This window comes from Aliishimia ponticola, assembly GCF_004803475.1.
Lineage (GTDB): Bacteria > Pseudomonadota > Alphaproteobacteria > Rhodobacterales > Rhodobacteraceae > Aliishimia > Aliishimia ponticola.
Window position 1 is genome coordinate 42,635 of the sequence record NZ_SRKY01000007.1, and the last position, 15,003, is coordinate 57,637.

Below are 15,003 nucleotides of genomic sequence, written 5' to 3' on the forward strand. Positions count from 1 at the left end.
GCTGAGGAATTGAGGTCTTTTCAGGCGCGCACGAGGTCGACCCCGACCTTTTCGAGCAGGTTAAGCCGATCATCGGGCAGGACGACGGCAGCCGTCGACGCGGCATCCGCCACGGCAGCGCTGTCGTGCAAGGCACTGATCGGACCGGACCGGAGCACGGCCCCGCCATTCGGCGCGAAAATGTGGCCAACCGCGAGAGAGGCCGAGATCAAGGTCCCGGCAGCGTCCGACGTCGCGACAGCCCGGTCCGTCACGATCAAGCTGCGCCCCGAAGGCAACCGAACCGGCCAGCCGTGCCCATGCAAATGCCCCATTGCGCGGATCTCGCCCGCGTTCACCATCACATCGCGTAAGCCTTGTCGGCGCATGAGCCGCGACAGGCGGTCCGTGGCATATCCTTGCGCAATTCCGTTCAGCGTCAGGGCCATCCCAGCCCGCCCGAGGCGCACGGAACTTTCATCCATCGACACACGGTGAAATCCGACCAGACCTTGTGCCGCAGCGATTTCGTCAGGCCACGCCGCCCGGCCAACCGCGGCCGCCTTGGCATGGACGTCGAACAGCGGCTGCACGGTCGGATCGAATGCGCCCTCGGTTGCACGATACATCTCGCGTGCCAGCGATAGCAGGGCCAGCATGTCGGGATCAGGCGCGCGCAACATGCCGTCGCGATTCAGGCGCAACAGGGCGCTGTCAGAGCGATAGAGCGAGAACAGCCCTTCGATACGGGACATCTCGGCCTCGATCGCGCGAAAGATGGGTTTGGCCTCATCCTCGGACAGACCAGACAGGACGACCTGCGCCCCGGCGCCAAGCGCGGTTCCGCGCCAGACGGCCACCGGCGTTCCAGCTGTCAATCGGGTCGCGGCACAGGCCGCGCCAGCCAGTGTCAGAAATCGTCTGCGGGTCAGCGTCATTGGCCTGCTCCCGCATGCGCCTGATGGCCGGACATCTGCGCCATGTCCGGCCTGACATAGGCTTCGGGCACCGCGTCCCACGCGACGACCCGTCCGCCATGGTCCGCCACAAATGCCGCCGCCGCATCGGTGGAGCCAAAGGGAATGGCCTCGGGCACCCCCATCCCGCCAAGCCGGTCGCTTTCGATCACGAAGGCCGCGCTGCCAGACGCCAGCCAGTTGTCGAGACCGGGCAAAGCCCAGCTTTCGGCACGAGACATGTCGGACACGAAGACACCCATGACTTCAGCATCGCGTTCCGGGTCGTGCATATAAGCCACCGCGTCAGAGACCTGACTGAACCAAAGCGGCGCAGACTGGCCCTTCAGGTGGACCTGCGCCTTGGGGCCGGGATGGTCGGCGACGAACATCTGGCAATAATGGCCAAGCGCCTCATCGGTCATCTCAACCGGGGCAATGGTGGCGATGTCCTCCTTGCAGGCGGCAAGGCCAAGGACGAGGATGGCAAGGGCAACAGGTTTCATGGCACGATCCTTTTCGTACGGCGAATGCCAAGTGCCAGCACCGCCGAAAGCCATAGTCCCAGCACAGCAAGAGCTACTGTCGGCGGGAACGGCAGGGTTGAGGCAAGCCCGTCGATTCCGGCCACCGGCGCGGTCTCGATCAGAGCGAGATTAAACAGGCGAAACGCGTCCGCTGGATTGGCGACCACCAGCCAGGGGAAAACCTGTGACGCGAAGATGCCATCGCTTGCGGCCATCACACTGCCGAGCAACGCAAGATCATAGATCACCACCAGGACCAGCCAGAGCCCCACAGCCGAAGCTGCTGCAGTCGCCGTGCGCCCGGCCATGGCAGACAGCATCAGGCCAAAGCCGACAAAGACCGACCCCAGGACAAAGGCCGTGGCCATCAGGCGCATCCATGCGGCAATGCCTTCCGACCCGGTGCCAAAGGACAGCGCAAGAAACGCGCCCGCAGCACCGAAGGCCAGCAGGATCGCCACCCCGACAGCCAGCGACTGGGCCGCGAACTTTCCGACAAAGATCTCCCACCGACGGACGGGGCTGGCCAGTGTCAGGGCCAAGGCACCGCGCTCAATTTCGCCGGCGAAGGAATCGTAAGACATCAGTAAAGCGATCAACGGGATCAGGTAGACCGACAGCGTCGCGAGGCTCGCCGCCGTCAGGGTCAGGGCATCGGCGTCCAGCGCGGCCCCCTGCCCTGCCCCGAAAACACCCAGCACCACGGCAAACAGGCCCAGAATGCCGGTTGCCAATCCGACCCACAGGTTGCGCCGGGCCAGCCTGAATTCCTGGGCAAAGATCGTGCCGATACGCGTGTTCATGCCTGATCCCCCTCGTGATCCGAGAAATGGCGGTAGATGTCGTTCAGCCCGGGGGCAAAGACGTCGATCTCGTGCAAAACATCCCGGTGGTGGCCGAGTTGAAGCAACAGCCCAAGTTTGGCGTCGGGCGCGCAGTCGATATCGAGCCGGCATCCGTTCACCCGGCGACCGCCCAGATCGGCCTGAAGTCGGTCCGCATGCCCCTGCTTTGCGGTCACGCGAATGGTCGTCCGCAGCGCGGCGGCCGCGGCAAGCTCTGCCAATGTCCCGGAGGCGCGCAGGCGCCCCCGCGACAGGATCGCAACACGGTCGGTCTGCCCCTGCACTTCTTCCAACCCGTGCGAAGACAGCAAGACGGCACAGCCGCGCGCTGCGGCCTCGGCGATGACGGTGTAGAAATCGTGGCGCGATACAGGGTCGAGCCCGCTTGTCGGCTCGTCCAGCAGCAGCAGGCGGGGCGCGCCGATAAGGGCCTGTGCAAGGCCAAGCCGCTGCCGCATGCCTTTGGAATAGGTACGGACCCGGCGCTCGGCGGCGTCGGCCAGTCCGACCCTGTCCAGCAGCCCGTTGATCTCGGACCGGGACGCCCCGCGCAGACCCGAGAAATAGGCCAAGACTTCGCGTCCGGTCAGGCTTTGCGGAAAGGACACGACTTCGGGCAGATAGGACATGGCAATCCGGGCCGCGTCCGAGCCGGGCCGGTGTCCTGCCACGGTGATGGTTCCTTCACCCGGCGCAAGAAACCCGAGGATCGCCTTGAACAGCGTGGATTTCCCCGCGCCGTTATGGCCCAGAAGGGCCAGACGTTCGCCCGGCGACACGGCCAGCGTCACGCCGTCCAGTGCCTTGAGCGGGCCAAAGGACAGGCTGACATTGCGGATGTCGAGAATGGATTGTGTCATGAGGGATCTCCCTGCGGCAGGCCTGCACCCTCGGGCGAGACCAGCGGATGACTGTCGATCACGCCCCCGGGCAGCAGGCCCGGAAACCGCGATTGCGACCAGCGGATGAGCTGTACGGCCGGAGTGCCCATCAGGAGCCGCGCCGCCGGTTGCGACCAGACCAACTGGTCGATGCTGTCATTGGGGCGATACGGGCTGTCGACCAATCCGTCGCCGTTGACATCAAAGCCCGCCTGATCGGACCAGTAGTTGCCGCGCGCGCCGTCTGACCATTCCAGCCAGCGGGTTCCGACATATTTCACCTGTGTCCGGTTGCCGACGAAAGCATTGCCCGTCAACACGTTACCCTGACTTCCGGCAGTGAAGTGCACGCCGATTCCACAGTCGGCAAATCGGTTTCCGTCAAACAGGTTGTGGTTGGAGTTGTAGACGAACAGGCACTTCTCGCCGCCATTGCGGACTTCGTTCTGCCGCAGCTCGGCCTTGTTGGCGAAATTCATGAAAAAGCCGTGGTTGGCGTCGCCTTCGGATAGATTGCGTTCCACGATCAGCCGGGTCGAATACATGAAGGCAAAGCCCATGTCGTTGCCGTGGCTGATATTGTCCGTCACCTCGATCCGATTGGCATACATCGAATGAAAGGCAAATCGCAGGTCGCTGAAGCGGTTGCCCCGATACACAGCCTCGTTCGAGGTTGTGATGAACACACCATCGCGGCCCTTGGAAATCTGGTTATGCTCGACCAGCAGGCGCGGCGCGTTCCAGACGTAAATGCCCGGACCCCGTTCAGGCACCCGAAGGTCGTTGCGGCCTTCGATCCGGTTGCCCCGGATCGTGACACCCGTTGCACCATGCACGTCGATGCCGATCAGGTTGCCGATCAGGGTCACGCCCTCGACCCGCGCGCCCTGCGCCCCCTTCAGCAGGCGAATGCCGCTGTCGAACTCGCTGAGCCGCGCGCCCGCGCCGGTGATCGTGACGCCGGAAATCGTCACGTTCGGGGCCGTCACCGTGATGACCGATCCCTCGCCCGGACCAGCGATCCGGGCGAGAGGCCCCGTGAGTGTGAGTGGCTTGTCGATCTGCACCGGCCCGGCATAGGTGCCTTCCCCAAGCACCAGGTCATCGCCGGGCCGGGCGGTCGCGATGGCCCGTGCCAGCGCCCCCTGCCCTGGCCGCACCTCGACCCTTTCCGCCAGACAGGCGAGCGGGGTGAGGATCAACACAAGGACCGGGATCAGGAAACGCATGCGCGGCCCTCCTCTTACGCGACCGGCTTGACCAGCATCCGGCCGCGCATCTCCATGTGGAGCGCGTGGCAGAACCATTGGCAGTAGAACCAATGCACACCGGGCCGATCGGCGGTGAAGGTGACAGACGCCGTTGCCTGCGGCCCGACCTCGAAGGCTATGCCATGATTGCCCAGCGTGAAGCCGTGGGTCAGGTCGTCGACCTCGTCCATGTTCGAGACATAGATCGTCACCTCGTCGCCCTGGTTGACCTCGAACTTGTCAAGGCTGAAGGCCGGCGCGACCGAGTGCATGTAGACCCGGACCTTGTTGCCGTCGCGGATCACGTCGGCGCCCCAGTCCAGATCGACACCGTCCTTTCCGGCCTGAACCCGTGCCTCTTCCCACAGCGGATCGGCCCGGTCATAGACCGACGCCGGGTTGACCTTATCGGCGCGCACCAGAATGCAGTCATGCGGCTCGGCAAAGGTCGGGCCGTCGTGCACCAGCTCCATCCCACCGCCGGAAATGTCGATCAGCTGATCGTTCTCGGGTTTCAGCGGGCCGACATTCAGGAAGCGGTCCTTCGAGAACTTGTTGAGCGAGATCAGGAATTGCCCATCCGCCTCCAGCGTCTCGCCCATGGTGGTGTGGTTGTGGCCGGGCTGGTAATGTACGTCGATCTTTTTCAGGATCGGGTCGACATCGGCGCCGTCATAGGCGCGCACCGCGTCTTCGATGTTCCACATCACCATCTGGCTGTCGAGGAACAGCGTCGTATACGCGTTGCCCTTGCCGTCGAAGGCGGTGTGAAGCGGGCCAAGACCCAGTTGCGGCTCGGCCACCACGGCAGAGCGCGGCTCTGCCCCGTCAAATACCGCCTGAAGCCTGGTCACGTCGATCACGGTGACGGTGGGCGACAGCTTGCCGTTGATGCACAGGTGCACCTTGTCGGGGGCCATGTTGCAGCCATGCGGGCTGTTGGAAACGGGAATATACGCGGTGTATTTCGACCCGTGTCGACCATCCAACACCTTGACGCCGTTATATTCCTTGCAATCCCCGGCCTGGACACCCGCCTCGATGGCGGCGATGTTGAAGGCGACGACCCAGTCCTGTTCGTTCTCGGTCATCTCGGCCAGCGTCACGCCCTCTTCGGAGTTGTACGAGGTCGAGAACGCCCATTTGCCCTCGTAATCCGCGTCGCAGTTGTCGAGGTTGCCGTCGACGATCACCTGCCAGGCGATCTCCATCGTGTCGCCGTCGATGGCGGTGAAGATCGAATGGTATTGCGTCGGATCGTCGAGGATCGCCCCGTCATTCGGCAGCGGGATGCGGTGTTCGCCATTGGCAAAGACATAGCCCGTGCGCGGGTATTTCTGCGGACGCAGACCGTGGATGTCCGAGGTGTTCGGAATCTCGATGATCTTGTCGGTCTTCATGATGTCGCAACGGATGCGCGCGACGCGGGTGTTCGCCTTGTCGTTGGCGAACAGGTAGCGCCCGTCATAGGTGCCCTCGGTAAAGGACATGTGCGGGTGGTGCAGGTCGCCGTTGTCATAGGTGACGCGGCCCCGCTTGGCGAGGAAGTCCTTGGTTTCCGGCAGCAGGCCGTCGGTCAGGATCTTGAGGCTTTCGTTGGTCGAGCCCCAGCCGGTTGCCGAACAGCGGTTGAAAACCGGGATGCGCATCAGCTCGCGCATGGACGGAACACCGATGATGCGCACCTCGCCCGACTGACCCGAGGACCAGAAGCCGTAATAGCTGTCCAACTGGCCGGGGGCGATTTCGAGCGCGCCGGTCGCCGCATGCGCGCTGCGCGCCGAGGCCAGCAGGCCAAGCCCGCCCGTGCCCGCAACGGTGGCCAGCGCCGCTGCGCCTGCCGTGCCCTTGAACAAGCCGCGGCGGGAAACGCCTTTGGTTTCGTCTGCCATGGTCTTCTCTCCTTCATTTCGTGTGTGAAAGCTGGTTGGGATGGCCGAGGTTCGGCCGTTCGGCATGGGCGGCCAGGGCCGCTGTCGATGCCGCATCCTTGGCGCGTCGCTTGTCCGTCTTGATGACGACCGGGCAGCGCGCGTGGTCCTGGTAAAGCACCTGGCAATTCAGGCACGAGATGCACTCGTTCGGGTTGATCTCGCCGGTCGGGTGGATCGCATCGACCGGGCAATCGGTGGCGCAAAGCTGGCAGGGGTTGCCGCACTCCTTGTAGCGCTTGAGCCAGCGGAACATGTGCATCCGCGCCGGGATCGCCAGCCCGCCGCCCAAGGGGCAGACATAGCGGCAGTAGAAGCGTTCGATGAACAGACCCGGCAGCAGAAAGGCCACCGCGATCAGCACATAGGGCAGCGGGCGCGCGAATTTCAGGATGATCGCCGTCTTGAAGGGCTCGACCTCGGCAAAGCGTTCCGCCAGTTCCAGCGAATAGAGCGACATCCCGAAGAGCCCGAGGAAGATGATGTATTTCACCGCCCAGAGCCGCTCGTGCAGCCCCCACGGCAGTGTCACCTGCGGCACCCGGAATCGCCGTGCGACCTTGTTCGACAGTTCCTGCAAGGCACCGAACGGGCAAAGCCAGCCGCAATAGGCCCCACGCGCCCAGAACAGCAGTGCGGCGGCGACGGAAAACCACAGGATGAAGATCAGCGGATCCATCAGGAAGGTGTTCCAGTCGAAATCGCTGAACAGCGCGTTCACCACTGCGAGGATGTTGACGACCGACAGCTGCGCGTTGGCGATCCAGCCGACGAAGACCAGCGTGAACACCAGGTAGGCATTGCGCAGGATGGCAAAATGGCGTGCATTCCGCGTGGCAAAACCTTGAAAGAAGAAGATCCCCGACAGCAGCGCGAGCGCGGTGGCCAGCACGATGACCTGAAGGCGCTTGGTCTGCCAGATGCGTTGCCACAGGGCATCGCGGGCATCGGCGTCGGTCACGTCGGGTTGCGTCTCGGCGGCCGGCGCCGGGGCAATCGTCCGGGTATACGCTTCGGGCAGTTCGTATCCGAGATCGTAGGTCAGAAAGACCTTCTCGATCGGGCCAACCGCCCGGCTGACGAGGAACTGCAACCGGAACGGCGCGGCAGGATCGAACCCTGCGTCGGCCGGAACGACAAAGAGGTCCATCTCGGTCAGATCGGGCGCACCATTGGCGGTGACCTGTACGATCCGGCTTTGGTTGCGGTCGTGGAACCGCACTGACATGTCGCCCTGGATCAGCTGAAAGCGGTCGAAAATCCCGCCGCGCACATAGCCCGATCCCTTGAAGGACCAGCGCCCGGCCCCAAACACGGCGATGGCTTCGTCGCCCGGTTCCAGCCGCGCCGAAAGGTTCTGCCACCCGGCATCGCCCAGCAGAGACCGCCCGATCGCGGGCTGACTGACCACCGCCGTCCAGATATCGACATAGGGATCTGTTTCTGGCCCCGGCTCGGCATTCTTCGCAGTCCGGGGGTCGCCAAGCGCCGCGAAATCCGAATTGATCGTGGCCACGTCCAGCGTCAGTCGACGCAAGGCGCCATTGCCCGCCAACGTTTGCCAATCCGCGACCTGACCGGCGTCGCGATCAATCTCGCGCATAGGCCCGCGCGCCTCGAGTGCGGCAAAACCATCCAGACCAAGGGCCCGCGCCGCCTTGACCCCGGCGCGCAGGATCGAGTCGTCGATCACCATGATGGTGACCGTGGCACCCGAAACGATCTCCAGCTCTTCAGGGTCACGCGGACCGGAAACGCCGCGCAGGTTGAACCCGGTATAGTGTTGGATCACGGCGCGTATCTCAGCCTCGGGGATGCCGACCAGAACGATCGGCTCCGAGTGTTTCAGCAATTGCGCCCCGGTCAGGACAGCATCCGCGGAAATTCCGACGGCGACATGGATCGGTTTGCCGGAATACCCCGTGGTCGGGACGAAGTCGGACGTCAGAAAAATCCAGCCGACCGTGTCATCGCCCTTCAGCGCGGGCACAAGACCGTCATCACGCAGTGGCCCGAGGCTGGATGCACCGGGCACAAGGGTGCCGATCTCCAGATTGCCCAGAAACTTGCCGATCAGCGGATCGGCTACCGCCGAAAACGCACCGCCCCACAGCAAAGCCAGCGCAAACAGCATCCGGATCATCAAGTGTCGCATCGGGTCTCGCATCGCCTCGCATCAGGGTCGTCCTGTCAGGCAAGACGTAGCGACGATCGGCTGACCGAAGTTTGCGTTTCCGCAATGTCGTGGACGATTGCGCAGGCCGGAAATGCGAAACGGGGCCTGATCGGCCCCGCTCACTCATTTGCTTTTTCGTGTCGGCCAGTCAGGCGTCTGAGGTTTCATCCCCATGCTTGCCTTCGCGGATACCGCTCCGGAAGGCCGTCAGACCTTGCCCGACCTCACCCATGATCGACGAGATCTTCCCCCGTCCGAAGAGCACCACAACAACCAGAAGGATAAGGGCCAGCCCCGGCAAACCGATAGTATTCAACATGATGATATCCTTTTGAGCAGCTCGATCGCGCAAGGCACCGAACATTGAACCATGCCCCGTAGACGGAGCCAGTCCGATCATTGCAAAAGGAGTCCCGTGCGGTCGTTGCGATGCAACAACATTTTGGGCGTTGCTCAACCCAGTCTAATCGCGGACGGCGCACAATGGTCGAATATGTTACCTCTGCACGCGAGAAAATAGATATGGTGCGAGCGGCATTGCTGTTCCCACCGATGCCGAGTATTGGGCGCGCATGCAGTATTGTCGATGGAGGTCGCAAGCTGGCCGACGTTGAGCAAACACTCCCTTGATGCCGAGAAGCCCGAAATTCTGCGGTTAGATGACTACATGTACTTGTTTTTTTTGGAAAATTCTCCCTATTGCCACTTGGCAACCAGCTAAGTCGATCTCGCGACAATGAACTCTTCAACGGCCTGTCTCAACGCATCGTCGGAAAGGTCGCGGGCAAATTCCAGGGTCACACGCTTTCCTTTGCGCCTGACCTGAACCCCCTGCCCTGCTTTGCCTACAACTTCATCCGCGGCACGGCGTGCCTTTGGCGGGGTCGCCGCACTCTTCAGACGAGACATGACCTTCGCTGCAGGAATCGATTGGCCCTCTTTGCGTTCAGCAGAAATACGTTGGGCTTCAGCAAGGATTGCCTCAGCCCCAGCCGAGGCTTTCATAAGTGGTTTCAACTGACGAGCATGCACTTCCCGGATGTCTCTGACGGACGGAAAAGCAGCGATGATTATGGGATCGAGACGTCCCAGATTGAGGTAACGCGACAACCATTCCTCGCGAACCTGCAGCCGCTCGGCCATGACTTTTTGCAGACCGCCATAGTAGTGGTTGAGGGCGGCGGCATAGTCGCGTGCCCGCTCGTAATCCGAAATGTCCTCTCGGTCGCGGTTCTCGATGTCCGCGAGGCGGAATGCCTCTTCGTCAGTTAGCTCCCGTTCCTCGATCAGGTACAGGAAGCGGGGATAGTTATTTGCCCTAAGCCAGCTAACCGCGAAATGGCGCCGAGCTCCGCAGATCACCTCGAACTCAGGCCCCTGCCCTTCGTGCGCGGGACGCAAGCGACGTACGATCGCAGGAAACTCTTGTTGGCCCTGGCTCAAGAGCCCGTCGATAAGGTCCCGCGTGTTGTCCTCGTTGAGCTCCGCATAGGCACGATTGTGCCGATCCCACATTGTGCAAGTTGCCGGATCCACCAAACGCAAGGTCTTTTCTTGCCTTTGTCCCGAAGCTTGCTCAGCCAGCGTAGTCGAGCGTTTGAGAAACCGCGCGCCAGCTCTGTCCTTCTGCGGAGCAGTTTCATCGAAATCCTTCAGGACGTCGTCAAAAATAGCATCGTGTCGCTTGCTCATAGAATGCCCTCCTTCCTGAGTGCCGGATGATGGCTGGGCCAGGTCTTGCGGATCAGGGTTTCGATTTCGCGCCCAACCGCATCAAGATAAACACGACATCGTTTGTGTGTGTCCGTGCGCGTTGCTGCCCCTGTGATCTCGTAAACAGACATCAGGTTTGCCGTAGCGTTATCGATCTCCGCACTGTCTTTCAAAGTTGCTTGCAGCAAGTCGTGGGGAAAAACGGCCTCCATGACGCGGCGGATCGCAACATGTGCACTTTTTTGGTCGTTCATCTTGGTCGCAAGTATCTTGACGAAGTTGTAACCGCGTTCGCCGCCATGCTCCGCCAACTCGTTCAGAGTTGCGCCCATCATCTTGAGGAAATGCGCGGTCGAACCGAAGTCGATGTTGTTCGGTGGTGCCGGCACGATCAGCGCATTGGCGGCACGCAAAACTGACAGAGAGATCATTCCCAACGCTGGTGGCGGATCCAGCAGGACAACGTCAAACTGGTCAGCGATGGTGGCAATGCCCGTGCGCAGGCGGTCAAGAACAAAGCTTTGCTCGCGCATCATCCGAGCAGCAAACTCATACTCGGCATCGTAAAGCCCGAGGTTTGCGGGGATCAGCGCAATGCCTGGCCAATAAGTCGCGCGAAGGGCATAATGCAACGATGATGGCCCACCATGACGAAAGAACGGGTAAAGCGTGTCCTCATCCTCATCGACATCTACATCGGGGTTCAAACCGAAGATTGAGGTTGTCGACCCTTGGCTGTCGCAGTCAATAACACAAACACGATAGCCTTTTAGCGCAAGGTATTGTGCCAGGTGTACGACCACTGTCGATTTTCCAACGCCACCCTTGAAATTCTGCACGGCGAGGACTGTTGCAGGGTCGTCAGGTGCTCTGTGAGGTAGTGTACCGAAAACCTCGCGCATCCTGTTGATGTCAGAGAGGCTGTATCCTGTACGGCGTCCGGTCTTGGGATCTTTTTCTGGCTCCGGCAGGCGTCCGTCAGTTTCGGCGTCGCGGATCGCCTTTTCAGTTCGTCCGACCATTTCCCCTGCTGTGCGGACGTTAAAATTCAGTTCCAACGTTTTTTGTGTGCCGGGAGCAAACACACGTTCACGCAGTCGGTTGATGACAGTGTCAGCTCGCCGGGACAGGCTGTCGATCTCAGATAATGTTATAGGGTAAGGTTCGGACATGTCTGCCATCGTGACCACTCGGTATTTTTCTTTGCAGAATGCCCTCCCAAGGATTTCGTCACAAGTGCGAATTTTGGCAATGATACCCCAAAAAACCGAACTTTTTGTGGTTCATACTGGACGACCGTAAGTGATCGTGCTGGGTAGCGTTTTTCCGAACCTTTTCTCTGACTTTTAGCCTGCTCTGCCCGTTTTGTTGCTCTTGTTTGGATCAGGAATGACTTTGCTTGCGGAGTGTCAGGGTGGCTTCTCGACCCGTTTGGGTTTGTTCTGGATTCTTAGATTCTTATGTTCAAACGATATAACGCATTGACCAAAAACTAAAAAAGCGGCTGAACCTTACATCTTGGGGTGGTTACGCTTACAGATAGGGAGGACTAACCTTACAGATGGGGATGCTTGGCGATACGAGTCGGGTGCCCTTAAACTTACTTTTTGGGTGAGCTGAAAATAGCGAATCAGCGCTTCAAAAATTTCCTTTATATTAAGGGGTATGCGATTCGCAGAGCCTCCGTGTCTGGCCTGAAAAGCTTACGTTTTGGGTGGGGTGATAATCATCGAGATCCTTGTCACCTTACGTCTATTGCGTTACAAATGTAAGAAAATCAGGTAGGCGGCGAAAGCCGCGACGAGGCAGCATGAAACCGAAGTCACCGCCAAAAGCAGCTTACAGGACAGTCGATGCGCGACCAAGCCGCGAGACGATGATCAAGCCAGGCGAACTTGTCGATCTGATAGAGGTGACTCCTCTGACTCTGGCCGACAGGCGTATCTACAACCAGTTGCTCGAGAACGCTTGGGAAGCGATCGAAAAACCTGTCCTTCATGTCATTGCCAAGTCTGACCTGCGGGGGTCACACAACTCCAACGATCGCATAGGCGAGTCGATTGAGCGGTTGATGGCAGCCATCGTTAAGGTTGAAACCGTCTGGGATGGCAAGCCGGCTGTCGAGCGTGTGCAATTGCTCGGCGGAAACATTGAAGCAGCCCGTGCAGACGGCCTCTTCGAATACGAGATTCCGCCACGTTTGCGGAAGGTCATTTCGAATTCCACTGTTTTTGCCCGTCTCCAACGGGAGATCATGTTTGCGCTTAGTTCCAAGTATGCGCTTACTCTCTACGAGATGGTGCAGAAACGCGGCAATTTGCGTTGGCGGTCGTCAGAAAAATTCACGCTCGAAGCCATGCGCGGAGTTCTCGGGGTGCCGAAAGGCAAGCTGACGTCGTGGTCAAATCTGCGCTTACGCGCGATCGATCCGGCGGTTAGTGAAGTCAGTGCTTTGTCAGACTACATGGTTGAAGTTCATCCGATCAAAACTGGACGCAGCGTAACGCATGTGGAATTGCGATGGTGGCGGAAGGATGGCGAAGCAACAGGGCAGGTGGAGCGCGCGCTACAATACGCTTCAACCGGCAGACGAGCTCGTGCTGAAGGTTTGGTCGAGACGCCGGTCAACGCGAAGCCACGTCCTGCTTGGCTCGACCGGACTGGCGAACCGCTGAAACAGGAGACCTATGAAACAGCACGCCTGAGACATCCAGGGTTCGACATCTATTTCGTAGAGGGCGAGTGGCGCACTTGGATGCAAGGGAAGGATGCGCCGCGAGACCCGGATCGGGCGTTCCTCGCATTCTTCAAGACGTACGCTGAAGCAAACCCGATTTAACGCCATGAAAATAAGAGGAAGTTTAGGAAATTGCCAGTTGGCAATTTCCTTTGACCTGCGAGCCAACTACGCGCAGCTGACCAGGAATCCTCGCTGAAGTGCTTTGGGAAGCTGGGACGCAGAGCGGGAGTTCAAAGGTCGAAAGCATCGAAAATATCCTCGACCTCCTTGCTTGCTGCCGAAAGAGCTGCTGCTTTGGCTTGTTTACTCGTGTAGCTCTCACGGGCCTGCTTCGATGTGTGGTCATTGAGCACTGTACCGGCCAGTGTCGCATTCTCGCTGATTGCAAAGACGATGTCGTAGACAATCGTGCGGCAAATGTTTGCCCCGGTTTCGAACTCGGACGACCAGACCTGCGAGACATAATTCGCCGAAACCTCACCGCCATCCGGATGCTGAAACAACGCCCATTGATCTGCCTCGGCCGTGGCGCGAAACGTATCGAGATACTTGGGGTCATCGTCCTGAAGCAAGCGTGCATCGACGAAACGCTGGACGCTCGGATGGACGGACCCCGGATAGGTCTCCCGTCCAGCGAGGTGCCGGGTCTTGCGCAGCTTGTAGTCCCTGAAACGGTATCGTCCGTCGGACCAGACAATGTCGCGACCGAAGCGCAACTCATGCCATTCGCGACGAAGAGGTGTCATCGGCGGAAGCGCGAGCGCCAAGGCCCGATTGCGCTGAATGATCCGCTTGGCTGGGTTTGCATGAGTGCGCACCTCGCTCGCGATTTCCTCGGCACGCGGCAAAATCCGGGTCGCATCCAACTTCGCCAAGGCGGCGAACTTCTGAGACAGGACTGTGTCGGCTCTTTCGCGAAGCTTGACCAAGAGCTTGTCGATCTCGGCTGGCAGTTCGGCGGGATAAGCCTGAGACATGGTCAAAAAGTCGCGCAGATCGGAAAACGTCGCAGTGATCGTGGCGGGGGCCAGCGGCTTGCCGCGTTGCGAGATGCGCGTCGTCTCGTAGGTATAGAAAGCCTGCAGCGCTGGGATGTCGATCACGAGGGGCATCTCACTATCGTGCAGAAACCAGCCCAATTGGCAAAGTTTCCGGGTCATCCGGTCGAAGAGGTCAGGCGTTTTGCGGACCTTGCCATCAAACATCCGGCCACGAATTCGCGTCAGCTGCTCTTGCCAGGCTCGCGGAAGATCGCTTTGCGCAAGCGAGATTTTCCGCTCGTAGACCCGTGTTGTCTGACGCGCGATCCCGCCAAACGCAGTACAGGCCGCCAGTACGGCCTCGGCGGCAGACAAGTTGGCCAAGGCGGGTGCATCGGCCCCATCCGTCTTGTGAATGGCTGCTATGGCATTGCGCAGAGCATGTTCGCCGCCGCTGATCCTGGCCCATGTTCGGCAGTCTGAGACATCCAACTCTACACACTCATGTTCGATGACAAACTCCAAAAGGCTGTCGAGGGCGCGAAGTTCTTCGAGCGGCATCGACAGCAGGACGGGGGAGGCGGCATCGGATTGCCAGTGCGGCTTGGAGAGAATGGCATGTCGTGTCATTGTCCGGTCAGAGCCTCCGCAAGCAGGTCCTGGACATCTTCGAGCTTTTGACGCGTGTCGATCCACGCGTAGTATTGTTCCAGCACCCTGACGGAGCAGCCCAGAAACGCTGCGGCACGTCCGCGGTTCGACCAGGATCGCGCGAGCAGCAAGGTCGCGAAGCCGTGCCGGTAATTGTGCGGCGTCATCCGCAGTTCGATGGCGTGGCTGCATGATGTCAGCCACCGATAAAACAGCCTGCCGTCCAAGGGTGCTGCGGATTTCTCGGAGACAAAAAGATAAGGGGACATCGCGCATTTCTTCTGCTTACAAAAATCGGCGTTGCCATAATCGAATAGCGGTCGGATCGATTTCAGGTACCAGTCCAGCACAGCGAAACCCTCGTACTTGTCATC

Annotated in this window: 13 protein-coding genes; 1 reads left to right on the top strand and 12 read right to left on the bottom strand. The window is 60.2% G+C overall.

Annotated elements, in window-relative coordinates; translation table 11 throughout:
- Positions 1-20 precede the first annotated feature (20 nt).
- From E4Z66_RS19140 to E4Z66_RS19185, 10 genes are all read right to left on the bottom strand, one after another.
- Complete coding sequence (locus tag E4Z66_RS19140; protein ID WP_136464698.1) at positions 21-917, bottom strand: FAD:protein FMN transferase; 897 nt, start codon at positions 915-917, stop codon at positions 21-23.
- Positions 914-1,441 (bottom strand): nitrous oxide reductase accessory protein NosL, encoded by a 528-nt coding sequence (locus E4Z66_RS19145; protein WP_136464699.1) that lies wholly within the window; start codon positions 1,439-1,441, stop codon positions 914-916. The genes E4Z66_RS19140 and E4Z66_RS19145 overlap by 4 nt, the downstream gene beginning before the upstream one ends.
- Entirely contained in the window at positions 1,438-2,265 is an 828-nt protein-coding gene (locus E4Z66_RS19150) for an ABC transporter permease (protein WP_136464700.1), read from the bottom strand. The genes E4Z66_RS19145 and E4Z66_RS19150 overlap by 4 nt, the downstream gene beginning before the upstream one ends.
- Complete coding sequence (locus tag E4Z66_RS19155; protein WP_136464701.1) at positions 2,262-3,167, bottom strand: ABC transporter ATP-binding protein; 906 nt, start codon at positions 3,165-3,167, stop codon at positions 2,262-2,264. The genes E4Z66_RS19150 and E4Z66_RS19155 overlap by 4 nt, the downstream gene beginning before the upstream one ends.
- A complete protein-coding gene (locus tag E4Z66_RS19160) occupies positions 3,164-4,417 on the bottom strand; it encodes a nitrous oxide reductase family maturation protein NosD (protein WP_136464702.1) in 1,254 nt (417 codons plus the stop codon). The genes E4Z66_RS19155 and E4Z66_RS19160 overlap by 4 nt, the downstream gene beginning before the upstream one ends.
- A gap of 14 nt (positions 4,418-4,431) precedes the next feature.
- Complete coding sequence (nosZ, locus tag E4Z66_RS19165) at positions 4,432-6,330, bottom strand: TAT-dependent nitrous-oxide reductase (RefSeq protein ID WP_136464703.1); 1,899 nt, start codon at positions 6,328-6,330, stop codon at positions 4,432-4,434.
- A gap of 13 nt (positions 6,331-6,343) precedes the next feature.
- Positions 6,344-8,536: a NosR/NirI family protein gene (locus E4Z66_RS19170; protein ID WP_246036093.1), complete on the bottom strand. Its 2,193-nt coding sequence runs from the start codon at positions 8,534-8,536 to the stop codon at positions 6,344-6,346.
- 157 nt (positions 8,537-8,693) lie between these two features.
- Positions 8,694-8,864 (bottom strand): twin-arginine translocase TatA/TatE family subunit, encoded by a 171-nt coding sequence (locus E4Z66_RS19175; RefSeq protein ID WP_136464705.1) that lies wholly within the window; start codon positions 8,862-8,864, stop codon positions 8,694-8,696.
- A 398-nt stretch (positions 8,865-9,262) separates the two neighbouring features.
- Complete coding sequence (locus E4Z66_RS19180) at positions 9,263-10,237, bottom strand: ParB/RepB/Spo0J family partition protein (RefSeq protein ID WP_136464706.1); 975 nt, start codon at positions 10,235-10,237, stop codon at positions 9,263-9,265.
- Positions 10,234-11,430 carry an AAA family ATPase gene (locus E4Z66_RS19185; protein ID WP_246036094.1) on the bottom strand — a complete coding sequence of 399 codons (1,197 nt, stop codon included), beginning with the start codon at positions 11,428-11,430 and terminating at the stop codon, positions 10,234-10,236. The genes E4Z66_RS19180 and E4Z66_RS19185 overlap by 4 nt, the downstream gene beginning before the upstream one ends.
- 638 nt (positions 11,431-12,068) lie before the next feature.
- On the opposite strand from E4Z66_RS19185, the gene E4Z66_RS19190 reads away from it, so the two are divergent.
- Positions 12,069-13,097 carry a replication initiation protein gene (locus tag E4Z66_RS19190; RefSeq protein WP_136464708.1) on the top strand — a complete coding sequence of 343 codons (1,029 nt, stop codon included), beginning with the start codon at positions 12,069-12,071 and terminating at the stop codon, positions 13,095-13,097.
- A 131-nt stretch (positions 13,098-13,228) separates the two neighbouring features.
- Here E4Z66_RS19190 and E4Z66_RS19195 read toward each other — a convergent pair whose 3' ends face one another.
- Together E4Z66_RS19195 and E4Z66_RS19200 are read right to left on the bottom strand one after the other, a co-directional pair.
- Positions 13,229-14,608: a hypothetical protein gene (locus E4Z66_RS19195; RefSeq protein ID WP_136464709.1), complete on the bottom strand. Its 1,380-nt coding sequence runs from the start codon at positions 14,606-14,608 to the stop codon at positions 13,229-13,231.
- Positions 14,605-15,003 (bottom strand): site-specific integrase (locus E4Z66_RS19200; protein ID WP_211097196.1); only part of this gene is annotated, 399 nt, incomplete at its 5' end. The genes E4Z66_RS19200 and E4Z66_RS19195, both read right to left, overlap by 4 nt.

Coding starts and splice junctions, on each gene's coding strand:
- E4Z66_RS19140 (WP_136464698.1), bottom strand. CDS start 917: ATGACGCTGACCCGCAGACGATTTCTGACACTGGCTGGCGCGGCCTGT.
- E4Z66_RS19145 (WP_136464699.1), bottom strand. CDS start 1,441: ATGAAACCTGTTGCCCTTGCCATCCTCGTCCTTGGCCTTGCCGCCTGC.
- E4Z66_RS19150 (WP_136464700.1), bottom strand. CDS start 2,265: ATGAACACGCGTATCGGCACGATCTTTGCCCAGGAATTCAGGCTGGCC.
- E4Z66_RS19155 (WP_136464701.1), bottom strand. CDS start 3,167: ATGACACAATCCATTCTCGACATCCGCAATGTCAGCCTGTCCTTTGGC.
- E4Z66_RS19160 (WP_136464702.1), bottom strand. CDS start 4,417: ATGCGTTTCCTGATCCCGGTCCTTGTGTTGATCCTCACCCCGCTCGCC.
- nosZ (WP_136464703.1), bottom strand. CDS start 6,330: ATGGCAGACGAAACCAAAGGCGTTTCCCGCCGCGGCTTGTTCAAGGGC.
- E4Z66_RS19170 (WP_246036093.1), bottom strand. CDS start 8,536: ATGCGAGACCCGATGCGACACTTGATGATCCGGATGCTGTTTGCGCTG.
- E4Z66_RS19175 (WP_136464705.1), bottom strand. CDS start 8,864: ATGTTGAATACTATCGGTTTGCCGGGGCTGGCCCTTATCCTTCTGGTT.
- E4Z66_RS19180 (WP_136464706.1), bottom strand. CDS start 10,237: ATGAGCAAGCGACACGATGCTATTTTTGACGACGTCCTGAAGGATTTC.
- E4Z66_RS19185 (WP_246036094.1), bottom strand. CDS start 11,430: ATGTCCGAACCTTACCCTATAACATTATCTGAGATCGACAGCCTGTCC.
- E4Z66_RS19190 (WP_136464708.1), top strand. CDS start 12,069: ATGAAACCGAAGTCACCGCCAAAAGCAGCTTACAGGACAGTCGATGCG.
- E4Z66_RS19195 (WP_136464709.1), bottom strand. CDS start 14,608: ATGACACGACATGCCATTCTCTCCAAGCCGCACTGGCAATCCGATGCC.